Origin of the sequence: Pseudomonas deceptionensis (assembly GCF_900106095.1) — a bacterium.
Lineage (GTDB): Bacteria > Pseudomonadota > Gammaproteobacteria > Pseudomonadales > Pseudomonadaceae > Aquipseudomonas > Aquipseudomonas deceptionensis.
In genome coordinates this window covers 3,994,994-4,006,797 of record NZ_FNUD01000002.1, presented here as the reverse complement: position 1 = coordinate 4,006,797, position 11,804 = coordinate 3,994,994, and the positions used below count along the sequence as shown (strand labels likewise).

Annotated in this window: 8 protein-coding genes and 1 tRNA gene; all 9 read left to right on the top strand. The window is 61.1% G+C overall.

Annotation, left to right across the window (positions count from 1 at the left end; genetic code table 11):
* Positions 1-75: 75 nt before the first annotated feature.
* The 9 genes from BLW11_RS18415 to BLW11_RS18375 all read left to right on the top strand — a co-directional run bounded on the left by BLW11_RS18415 (position 76) and on the right by BLW11_RS18375 (position 11,797).
* Positions 76-1,272 (top strand): amino acid aminotransferase, encoded by a 1,197-nt coding sequence (locus BLW11_RS18415; RefSeq protein WP_048360991.1) that lies wholly within the window; start codon positions 76-78, stop codon positions 1,270-1,272.
* A 65-nt stretch (positions 1,273-1,337) separates the two neighbouring features.
* A tRNA-Asn gene (locus BLW11_RS18410) sits at positions 1,338-1,413 on the top strand.
* Positions 1,414-1,839: 426 nt separating this feature from the next.
* Positions 1,840-2,547, top strand: a complete 708-nt coding sequence (locus BLW11_RS18405) for an HpcH/HpaI aldolase family protein (protein ID WP_074836949.1) — start codon at positions 1,840-1,842, stop codon at positions 2,545-2,547.
* Positions 2,548-2,567: 20 nt separating this feature from the next.
* Complete coding sequence (locus tag BLW11_RS18400; RefSeq protein WP_048360993.1) at positions 2,568-4,664, top strand: TonB-dependent receptor family protein; 2,097 nt, start codon at positions 2,568-2,570, stop codon at positions 4,662-4,664.
* Between the two features lie 75 nt (positions 4,665-4,739).
* On the top strand, positions 4,740-5,939 hold the full coding sequence (locus BLW11_RS18395; RefSeq protein WP_048360994.1) for an ATP-grasp domain-containing protein: 1,200 nt from the start codon (positions 4,740-4,742) through the stop codon (positions 5,937-5,939).
* Positions 5,936-7,717, top strand: coding sequence for an IucA/IucC family protein (locus BLW11_RS18390; protein WP_048361081.1), 1,782 nt, complete (start codon positions 5,936-5,938; stop codon positions 7,715-7,717). Before BLW11_RS18395 ends, BLW11_RS18390 begins: the two co-directional genes overlap by 4 nt.
* On the top strand, positions 7,702-8,844 hold the full coding sequence (locus tag BLW11_RS18385) for an MFS transporter (protein ID WP_048360995.1): 1,143 nt from the start codon (positions 7,702-7,704) through the stop codon (positions 8,842-8,844). Before BLW11_RS18390 ends, BLW11_RS18385 begins: the two co-directional genes overlap by 16 nt.
* The gene (locus BLW11_RS18380; protein WP_082136270.1) at positions 8,841-10,616 is read left to right on the top strand and encodes an IucA/IucC family protein; all 1,776 of its coding nucleotides are present in this window, start codon (positions 8,841-8,843) and stop codon (positions 10,614-10,616) included. The genes BLW11_RS18385 and BLW11_RS18380 overlap by 4 nt, the downstream gene beginning before the upstream one ends.
* On the top strand, positions 10,613-11,797 hold the full coding sequence (locus BLW11_RS18375; protein WP_048360996.1) for a type III PLP-dependent enzyme: 1,185 nt from the start codon (positions 10,613-10,615) through the stop codon (positions 11,795-11,797). Before BLW11_RS18380 ends, BLW11_RS18375 begins: the two co-directional genes overlap by 4 nt.
* The last annotated feature ends 7 nt before the right edge of the window (positions 11,798-11,804 follow it).

Genomic DNA, 11,804 nt, shown 5'->3' with positions numbered 1-11,804 from the left:
GTTTGTGCACCGCTCTAGTGCAATCGGCTGGAGCGTTGTCACCCCCTCCATACTCCATTCAGAGCCGCCGTAATAATGAGCCTGTTCTCCGCTGTCGAAATGGCACCACGCGATCCTATCCTGGGCCTCAACGAAGCATTTAACGCCGATACCCGTACCAGCAAAGTGAATCTGGGGGTCGGTGTTTATTGCAACGAGGAGGGACGAATTCCGCTCTTGCGTGCCGTTGTCGAAGCCGAAACTATTCGGGTTGCTCAGCACGCGTCGCGCGGCTACTTGCCGATCGACGGCATTGCTGCCTACGACCAAGCTGTGCAAAAGCTGTTGTTCGGTGCCGAGTCGCCACTGCTGGCCGCTGGCCGTGTCATTACAACCCAGGCCGTTGGCGGCACGGGTGCACTGAAAATCGGTGCTGACTTCCTCAAGCAGCTGCAGCCAGGCGCTGTGGTAGCCATCAGCGACCCAAGCTGGGAAAACCACCGCGCACTGTTCGAAACCGCGGGTTTTCCGGTGCAGAACTACCGCTACTACGACGCTGCCAGCCATGACGTAAACCGTGCCGGCATGCTCGAAGACCTCAACGCCCTGCCAGCCGGCTCCATCGTTGTGCTGCACGCTTGCTGCCATAACCCGACCGGTGTCGACCTGACGCCTGCTGACTGGCAGAACGTGCTGGACGTGGTCAAGGCCAAAGGCCTGATCCCGTTCCTGGACATGGCCTACCAGGGCTTTGGCGACGGCATCGACGAAGATGCTGCGGCAGTTCGCCTGTTCGCGGAGTCGGGCCTGAGCTTCTTCGTTTCCAGCTCGTTCTCCAAGTCGTTCTCGCTGTACGGCGAGCGCGTTGGCGCACTGTCGATCATCACCGAGTCCAAGGATGAGAGCGCTCGCGTCCTGTCCCAGGTCAAGCGTGTGATCCGCACCAACTACTCCAACCCGCCGACCCACGGTGCAACCATCGCCGCTGCAGTGCTCAACAGCCCTGAGCTGCGTGCAATGTGGGAAGAAGAACTGGCAGAAATGCGCCTGCGCATTCGCGGCATGCGCCTGCAAATGGTCGAGCTGCTGTCGAAAAAGGCTCCGGGGCATGACTTCAGCTTTGTGGCGCGTCAGCGCGGCATGTTCTCGTACTCCGGCCTGACCGTTGAACAAGTGACACGCCTGCGCACCGAGTTCGGTATTTATGCCCTCGACACCGGCCGAATCTGCGTCGCTTCGTTGAATCAGCGCAACATTGAAGCTGTTACTGACGCCATTGTTCAGGTCATCTGAATAATGCGTTGAGAAGTCATCGAAAGTGTTGACTTCTCTATTTATATCAGTAAGATAGACGCCATTCCGCGATAGCTCAGTTGGTAGAGCAAATGACTGTTAATCATTGGGTCCCTGGTTCGAGTCCAGGTCGTGGAGCCAGATAGTAAAAAAGCCGCTAGCGATAGCGGCTTTTTTTTGCCTGAAATTTGGTGTTTAGCGGTCTGATATCACTCAGGCTGAGCCCAGCCCCGTAGTTATCGGCTCACGTCCTCACTATCCACCAGCAGGGCTTTTGGATCGCAAGGGTTCAGAACGACCTCATGCCTCTACCACACCTATCACAGCACGCCACTGCTCAAGCGCCTGGAGATCAAGCAAACACTGGCGTTTAGCCAGCTAGGTACGATCGCCCCCATTTTTTATGCGCTCCATCACGTATATCGCTATTCGATAATAAAAATCGTTTACTCTCATCTGAGAATGATTATTATTGGCTTCAGTGTTGCCTCGCTCAAAGGACCTGTGTCAGTGATAAGAACCTCTCCGGTATTTTCCCGACTTCAAGAAGGGAAGCACGTGTACGGCATGCTCAATTCCCTCCCGTCACCCATGCTCTGCGAAATGCTCGCGTTTGCTGGGTACGACTTTGTAATCCTCGATCTTGAGCACTTGCTGCGTTCCGAAGAAGACATCATGCATTGCGTCCGGGCATGTGAAGCCGCAGGCATTTCGCCCTGGCTGCGCATACCGCAAGTGGATGAAAAAATGATCGGCAGGGCGCTGGACGCCGGTATCGAAGGCATTGTCCTGTCGCGCACCGAAAGTGCTGCGCACGTTCAGCGCGCCATCGAAGCCGCCCGTTTTCCGCCCTTGGGTAAACGCGGAATCACCGGCGGGCGCATTACCGGGTTCGGTCGCCTGCCATTACCCGAATACATCGAGCTGGCCAATCGTCAAACCCCCATTGTTCCCATGATCGAAAGCCGTGCCGGGGTCGACGCCCTCGGCGAAATCCTGCAACTGCCCGGGGTCGGCATGATCATGGAAGGCGCCCTGGACCTGTCTCTCGACCTCGGTCTGGGGCCTGTTCCCCTTGATTCTCAAGTCTGGCAAACGCTGCAACATATGGCCGATGCCTGCCTCGGCGCGGGAATACCTTTCTGCGCCAACCCCCGCACGGCTGAACAGAACGCGCTGTGGCGCGCCCGCGGGATCCGAAGCTTTCTGGCCGGTGAAGACCGAGGCTTGATGCATAACGCGTTGAAAGCCCGCCTGCATTCTCTCCAACAGTAAAAAGAGCTAACGAAGCCCAAATGAAAACAACAACAACTGCCCTGCATTTTTCACTCAGTTTAATCACGCTGGGTATCTGCCACAGCGCCATGGCCGCCGACAAACCCGCAGCACCTGCCAGCAGCGTGGAGCTGGCACCCATGACGATTCAGGGGGACGTCCTGGGCGCAGCCAGCGATCAGGAGGTGCGTACCTATGCCGGCAGCCGTAGCGTCGTCGACGCAAGCGATCTGAAAAAAGCCAGCGTTCGCGGTCTGGACGATGCTTTGCAGCGGGTACCCGGGATCAAGATTTTTGACGAAACCGGCACCGGCGCCTTGCCGCAGATTTCCGTGCGCGGGCTCTATGAGAGTCGCAGCGGCCGGATCCAGGCCTTGTCGGATGGCATTCCCCTGGCGCTGGCGCCTTACGGCCAGACCGGTCTGTCGTTGTTCCCGATGACCATGGCCACCGTCGACCGTATTGATATCGTGCGTGGGGGCGCAGCGGTGCAATACGGTCCGAACAACGTGGGCGGGGTGATCAACTTTATCAGCAAGCCGATTCCGCGCGAGTGGGAAACCACATTGCAGGAGAAGACCACCTTCAACGCTGGCGGGCGCCAGTTGTGGGACACCTACCTGGGCACCGGCGGCTACCTGACCGACAACTTCGGCCTGCAGCTGGACATCAACACCCTGAGCGGCGAATACGGTCGCGAGCATTCCGATACCGATGTGCAGAACTACCGTCTGCGCGGCCAGTGGAACATCGATGATGATCGAGACCTGAGCTTCGGCATCCAGCACTACAAGGCCGACATGGACCTGGCCGGAGCGCTCAGCGTGAAGGACTACAAGGATGATCCGCGCCAGTCGACACGTCCTCTGGACCGCTTCGAGGGCGACACCAATCGCGTCTGGGGCACCTACACCCAGCGCCTGGGCGCCATGGGCCCGTTTGACTCGGTGGAGTTCAGCTGGACCAACTTCGCCCACAACAGCTACCGCAACTTCGTGGTCGGCCTGCCGTTCACCCCGGACGGTACGGCAGTGACCAAGCAGGACGGCCCTCGGGACTTCAAGGTCTGGGGGACGGAGCCGCGCCTGAGCGCCACGATCGATGGCGACAACGTCGGCCAGACCTGGTTGCTCGGCGCGCGTTATGTGAGTGAAAACATCGACTACAAGGTCAACCGTCAGAGCGTCGCCACCGGCGTGACCACGCCGTTCCGCGACTGGAAGTTTGATGACGACGCCCGTGCGTTCTACATCAGCAACGCCATCAGCCTGTTCGACCGCCGCCTGACTATCACGCCCGGCGTGCGCTACGAAAACGCCCGCATGAATTACGGTGACGGCATCACCGGGTTCGAGCGCGAGAACAAATCCGAGGAGTGGCTGCCGGGTCTGACCGTGGGTTATCAGGCGAACGACGCCTGGTATGTCTATGCCAACGCCCAGAAGTCCCTGCGGCCACCGCAGGTCACGCAGATCGTCAAGGAGGGCGCTGTGGGGGCCGAACTGGCGTGGAACTACGAGACCGGCGTGCGCTATACCCCGTGGGACGGCATGCGCGTCGACTTCAATCTGTACCGCATCGATTTCGACGACCAGATCGCCTATAACGCCACGACCGACCGCTTCGACAACCTGGGCAGCACCCGTCACCAGGGTTTCGAAACCGACATTTTCTGGACGCCGCAAGCCATGCGTGATCTGGACCTGCATGCCGGTTATGCCTACCTCGACGCCAAGCAACGCAACGGCGTCTACAAGGACAACGAGGTCCCGTACTCCTCGCGCAACCAGTTCATGGTGGATGCCCGTTACCGCTTTGCCGAGCACTGGACCTACAACCTTGACGGCCTGTACATCAGTAAGGCCTATACCGATGCTGCCAATACCCGCGAAGAAAATGCCTCTGCCAGCGTGGGCGAATTGCCTGCTTACTGGGTCTGGAACACGGCCGTCGAGCGGGAGTTCCCGCTGGCAGACAAGAGCGTCCTGACCGCGTCTGCGGGCATCAGCAACCTGTTCAACCGCGAATATTACTTCCGCGGTATCGACACCAGCCCTTGGGGTCGTCAAGCCGCGCCAGAGCGTTCGCTCACCTTAGGCGTCAATTACCGCTTCTAAACCGCGCAGCCGCGCCTCTGAAAACCAGTTGCCCGATCCCCCGGGACGGGCAACTGCTGCCCCCAGGAAACAGCCATGCAACGTCCATTCGTCATCCTTGCACATGTCGCACACCCCGCTATTCTCGAGGGGTTTTTGCCTGCCGTGCACAAACGCGGGCTGCCGATTGTGGTCATTACGGACCACGCTCAGGAGCACCGCCGGCTGCTCGCCACCTCGCACATTTCACCGGACCGGCTGCACATCATCGAATGTGATGTGTTCAACCCGCTGGCTGTCATCGAGGTACTCAACGGTCAGGGTTTTGACCCCGTTGCCGTGTTCTCCAACAGCGACCACCTGCAAACCGCGACAGCGATAGTAGCCGAGGCATTTGACTGCCCGGGCAAGGACTGGCGCCTGTGCTACGCGGCGAAGAACAAGGCGGCAATGCGTGAGCGCATGCAGCGTCTGGGTTTACCCGGGCCATGGTTCCAGGTGCTCACATCGAATGCGCAACTGCCGGACGATGCACCATGGCCGGTGGTCGCCAAGCCCCGTGAAGGCGTCGCCAGCCTGGACGTTCGGCTGTGCCACAACGCTGCTGAGTTGAGCATTTACTGCGAGCAGTTCTGGCAGCAGCAACCGGACCGGGCGCTGTTGCTGGAAGCCTATATGGAAGGCCCGCTGTTCACCCTCGAAACCCTGGGCGACGGTCGCAATCTGCAAGCCATCGGTGGCTTCGACGTGACCCTTTCGCCACCGCCACATTTTGTAGAGCTCGCCGCGCGCTGGAACGGGCCACTCAGTTGTTCTCAGCGTGCGGGCGCGTTGGCCCAGGTGGCTGCGTTCGGGGTCAATTTCGGGGTCTGTCACAGCGAATTCATATTGACCGCTCAAGGCCCGGTACTGGTTGAAATCAACTACCGCAGCATTGGTGACGGCCGAGAGTTCCTGCTCGACCGGCTGCTGCCACAGGGCTGGTTCGACCGTATCGTCGCGCTGCATCTGGGGGGGAGCCTGGTCGACGCACTGCCGGCGAAATCCTCGGCAACCGTGCATTACCTTGTCGCCGACCGCTCGGGCCGCCTGGACCAGGCCAGCGCGAGCTTCAACGTCGAGCGGGAAGGGCATTGGTGCGATTACCGTGCTCTGCACCTTACTGGCGACACAGTGACCATCAGCCATTCCAACAAGGATTACGTTGGTGTTCTGCGACTGATTGCACCGGATGACGTGAGCCTCGAAACGCAACTGAACTCGACCCTGAGCGATCTGAAATGGGTGGTGGCATGAGCCTGCCTGTACCGGGCGCCGATCAGGCGTTCATTACCCGCCGCATCATCGATTGCTGCCTGCGTGAAGACATCCGCGGGGTGGTGAGCCAGGGTCATATTTGTCCGCTGCCCGATGACCTGAGCCAGCACGCACTGCAGCAGCCCGATGCACGCTGGCTGCGAATCGCTCATCTGGGCAGCGATGAACTCTGGCTGCCGGTGGTCAGGGCGTATCCGCTGCAGGACTGGATCGGTACGGGTGATACCTGGATCAAGGTGTCGGAGCACAATCAGATTGAAGTTCAACGCGGCTATCCGCTGTGGCTGGGCCACCTGAGCCACGGTCTGGATGACGAGAGCCTGACGCTGTTTGCGGCGTATCTGAAAGAAGCGGATTGTGCGACTGAACACCGGACCCTGTGCAATCAGGCCTATCACCAGCACGCTCCCGCACTGGCTGACGTGACCGGGCTCAAGGACTGGTCACAGAGGCTGCTGAAAATCGATCAGCTGGCGAGCTACCTGGACCACCCGTTCTATCCGACGGCACGGGCCAAGAGCGGTTTTGATGCCGCTGCGCTCAAAGCCTATGCTCCGGAGTTTGCACCGCGCTTTGAACTCAAGTGGCTGGCGATCCCCAACCACGCCCTGACCCTGACCAGCCCACAGCCACCGCACTGGCCGGACTTCGAGGAAGTCGGCCTGTCACCGACCCTGCACAACAGCCACTCATTACTGCCCGTACACCCGCTGACCTGGGACGAGCTGGAACAATACGGCCTGCCTGAAGGCACGCTCAAGGCTCCGCGCAGCGCCATGCAGGTCGAGCCCACGCTGTCCGTGCGCACCGTAGTGTGCGTCGATCAGCCCCAATGGCATATCAAGTTGCCGCTGCTGGTCAGCACCCTCGGTGCGCGCAATTTGCGTCTGATCAAGCCCGGCACACTGTATGACGGTCACTGGTTCCAGACCACGCTGTTGGCCCTGGCCGAGCGGGACCCGGCCTTGGCGTCGCGTTATGTGCACGTTGATGAAAAGCACGGGGGGCATGCCGCCGAAAGCCGTCACCTGGCCTATATCGTGCGCCGTTACCCGACGGGGCTGGAGAACACCACCCTGGTACCGGTCGCCGCATTGGCCAGCCCGCTTGCCGACGGGCGCCTGTTCCTCGAACAGCTGGTCGAACGTTTTTATGCCGGGTCATTGCAGCATTGGCTGGACGACTACCTTGACCTGCTGCTGCAGGTTCATCTGCGGCTGTGGCTGCGTTACGGCATTGCGCTGGAGGCCAACCAGCAGAACGCGGTGTTGATGTTCGAAGCAGGCCAGCCTTTGTGCCTGCTGATGAAGGACAACGACGCCGCCCGCCTGTGGCCCCAGCGCTTCGCCGCGAGCTGCCCGGACCTCGCCGACCTGCCGGCCACCTTGCAGGATGAGCGGATTCGCGTCGACAGCAGCCAGCCGTTGGCCGAGATGTTCTGCACTATCACCGTGCAACTGAACATCGTTGCGATCCTGGAAGCGATTGCCAGCGCCGGCCTGGCCACTCGAAGCAGCCTGTACGGCACGCTGCGTCAGCGGTTGATTGATTGTCTGCGGCAGCTCGAAGCCGAAGGCATCGACTGTGACGACGCACGCCGCTGGCTGCTGGACAGCCCGAAACTGCCGGTCAAATACCTGCTCAGCGCCGGCAGCCTGTTCAGCAAGGCGCATTCCGGTGCGAGCGATATCAACAAGTTCTATGGCTATAGCGCGGCGAACTTCCTGCTGGAGGAGGGTCCATGCAGCGCCGTCTGATCAGCAGCGTCTTGCTGGGGCATTACCTGTCGGCCTTCACGGCGCTGGGTATTCCCTTGTATCTGCCGCGCATCCTTGCCGATCTGGCGCCCGACACACCGGGCTGGGCCATCGGTGTGCTGTTTGTATTGCCCACACTGTGCACCGCCCTGGCGGCACCGGTCTGGGGGCGCTGGGCCGATCGGAACGGTTGTCGCCTGTCGTTGCTGCGTGCCCATGCGGGGCTGTTCGCGGGCTTTTTGCTGGCAGGCCTGAGCCCCAACCTGACGGTGTTCGTCGTGGCGTTGATCATCCAGGGCACCTTCGGCGGCGCGATGGCGGCGTCCAACGCCTACCTGTCGACCCAGTTCAAGGAGGGCGACCTGTCCCGCGCGCTTAACTGGACGCAGTATTCGGCACGCCTGGCGCTGATCAGTGGTCCGATTCTGCTCGGGTTGATGATTTCGCGAGGTTTGGGATTAAGCCTGTATCTCTACCTGGCCTGGTTGCCGTTGCTGGCCTTTGTACTTGTACTGCCGCTGCCCAAGGATGCTCCCAGGCATGTCCTGGACCGCAAGAAAACCGAGGCGGCGGGCGAGCTGCCGGATGACATGTCACGGCTGCTCGCGGTGCAGTTTCTGTTCAGCTTCGCGATGGTTGTGACCTTTCCCTACTTTGTGCTCTTCGGCGAGCAACTGAACATAGGCAACGATGCCTTGATCGGTCTGCTCTACAGCTTGCCCAACCTGGTTTACCTGCTGGCGTTGCCCTGGGTGCAGAAGCATCAGGGCAACCTGCTGCTGCCCGGGCTGGCGCTGCTGGCCATCAGTAATGCGCTGCAATTCTGGAGCGTGCAGGCCGAGCCGTTGTTCGCCCTGCGACTGCTCAGTGGCGCCGGCATGTTGCTCAGTTTTGTCGGGCTGCACCGTTGTCTGAGCCAGCGCAGCCGCAAAGGCAGCGCCGGTCGCCTGTTCGGCTGGTTCGACGCCAGTGGCAAGTGGGCCGGCACCGCAGCCGGTGTCACTGCCGCCGTGGTCAGTCAGACCTGCGGTATCGCATCACCCTTTCTTGTTGCGTGCCTGGCGGCCATGGCCGCCATGGTGCTCGCGCGCCCTCTATTGATGACTTCCCGGGAGATTCCTGCATGATGCCTGCCCTGAATACCGCATCGCCCAACACTGTCTCCCTGCATGACCACGCCCTCGATGGCGAAGCCCGGCGGCATGCCATCGAGTGCCTGCTCAATTGCTATCTGCGCGAATACGCGTTGCCGCGCAACGAAGCGGACCTGGATTATCGGGCGCAGGACCTGCCAATGAGCCTGCGCCAGGCCAACGGCCGTTGCATCGGCATTCGCCTGCCCGGTGGCCGGTTGGTTGTGCGCATTGACCGCGCCAGTCTTCTGGGCCGTTGTCACTACATCAGCGCGCCTTACTTCAAAGGCAGCAACCAGAGTTGGCGCCCGCTGGATGCCCAGGAACTGGCGAGCCTGCTGTGTACCCCGCTGAGTGGCGCCGAGCGTGTTGGCGAGATGCTGCAACAGGTCGCCAACAGCCTGCAGATCACCCGCACTTTCCTGCGTCATTCACGCCCGGCCAACGAAGCGGCCGACAGCCTGCTGGCGTCCGAGCAACATCAGCTGTGGGGTCACGCCCTGCATCCGACGCCGAAAAGCCGCGAGGGCATTTCCCATGCCGATTTGCTGGCCTGCTCGCCGGAAGTGGGGGCTCACTTTCAGTTGCACTGGTTCAAGGTCGAGCCGACGTTGATGCGTCATCAGGGCGAGGACCCGCGCAGTACGCTGCGCCAATTGTCAGGGCGTGACGATGCCTACCCGTGCCACCCCTGGGAAGTTGCCCGGGTGCTTGCCGACCCGCTGGTGCAACGTGCGCAAGAGCAGGGTTTGATCGAATACCTGGGGCCGCTTGGGCAGGCCATGTACCCGACATCGTCGGTGCGCACGCTCTACCATCCGCAGATGCCCTATTTCATGAAGTTCTCGATGCATGTGCGCCTGACCAATTGTGTGCGCAAGAATGCCTGGTATGAACTGGACAGCGCCGTGGCCCTGACCCGTCTGCTGCGGCCCGTGATGAGCGAGTTGGCGGTGCAGCAACCGGGCTTCATGCTGATGCCCGAACCCAGCGCCACCAGTCTGGACCTCAGCGCCCTGGGTACGCTGGAGGAGGCCCGTGAAGTCACCGAGTGCTTCGGTATCGTTTACCGGGAAAACCTGCCTGTCGCCGACCGCGAGCGGTATCGGCCACAAGTGGCCATGGCGCTGTTCACCTGGGATCAACAAGGCCGTAGCGTTTGCCGCCAGCAGGTACAGCGTTACGCCGATAACATCGGCTTGCCCGTTGAGCAGGCCACGCTGAACTGGCTGGATGCCTACGCTGCCCTGATGCTGGGCGGCGTGCTGTATTGCCTGTTCCGTCAGGGGGTGGCGCTGGAGCCGCACTTGCAGAACACGGTGATCGGCTTTGCTGAAGACGGGCTACCCGGCCGGGTCTGGATTCGCGATCTGGAAGGCACCAAGCTGGTGCCTGAAATCTGGCCTGCCGAACGCCTGAGCGAACTGGATGAACGCACCCGAAGTTCGGTCTACTACAGCGCGCAAAAAGCCTGGCAGCGGGTGGGTTACTGCGCGCTGGTGAACAATCTGGGCGAAGCGATTTTCCATCTTGCCAATGGCAGCGGCGCGCTGGAACAACAGCTGTGGGGACGGATCGGCGACCTGCTGCACGTGCAGTCCATGCGCCTTGGGTATCCGCAGCCACTGCGCGAGTTGTGCGCCGGCGGGGCCTTCCCCAGCAAGGAAAACTTTATGACGCGCCTGATGATGCGCGCCGACCGGGAGGCCGGTTACACCTTGCTGCCGAGCCCGCTTGCGATCATTGAACAGAGGAAACAGGCATGACTCTTCCGGCTGGCGTCACCCGACGCATCGAGCAGCTCAAGGCTGAACACGACGCGCCTTTGTGTGCCTACGTCTACGACTTGCCCGCCCTTGAGCAGCATGTAAGGACCATGCGTCAGGTGCTGCCCGAGAACTGCGAATTGTTCTACGCCGCCAAGGCCAACCCGGAAGCACGGGTGCTGAAAACCCTTGCGCCGTGGGTGGACGGTTTCGAGGCAGCGTCAGGGGGCGAGCTGACGTGGCTGCATGAGCAGTGCCCCGACCAGCCGCTGATCTTTGGTGGCCCCGGCAAACTGGACCGCGAACTGGACATCGCCATGCAGTACCGGATATCGGCATTTCATGTGGAAAGCGTGACCGAACTGCGTAGCCTGGCGCGCATTGCCCGCGAACGCGGCGTGCGGGCTCCGGTCATGCTGCGGCTTAACCTGAAGCTGGCCCAGGCCCCGCAGAGCCGCCTGGTCATGGGCGGCAAGCCCACGCCATTCGGCCTGGATGAAGAGGGGCTGGCCAGCGCGCTGCAATTGCTGCGCGAAGAGCCGTCGCTGGAGCTCAAGGGGCTGCACTTTCATATGCTGTCGCACCAGCTGGATGTCGATGCGCACCTTGAATTGATCCGCAGCTACTTCCTGACCTTCCGCCAGCTGTGCGCCGACCACGACCTGCAGCTGGCGCTGCTCAATGTCGGGGGAGGGATGGGCATCAACTATCAGGACGCGGCGCAGTCGTTCGACTGGCCAAGGTTTTGCGGGGGGCTCAAGGGGTTGATCGCTGAATACGACATGGGCGCGACCCGCATACGGTTTGAGATCGGTCGCTTTATCAGCGCTGCCTGTGGCTACTACGTCATGCAGGTGCTGGATATAAAAAGCAGTCATGGCGAGTTTTTCGCCATCGGCCGCGGCGGTACCCATCACTTCCGCACGCCCGCGGCTCAGGGGCACGACCATCCGTTCACGGTACTGCGGGGCAACCAGCCAGCACAGATCCGCGATCAGCCGGTTACGCTGGTGGGGCAGTTGTGTACGCCAAAGGATGTGCTGGCCAGGCAACAACCGGTGGCGCAATTGGCCATTGGTGATCTGCTGGTATTTACCCTGGCGGGGGCCTATGCCTGGAACATCTCGCACCAGAACTTCCTGATGCACGAACCGCCGCTGAAGGTGTTTATCGAGGGCTGACACCCCT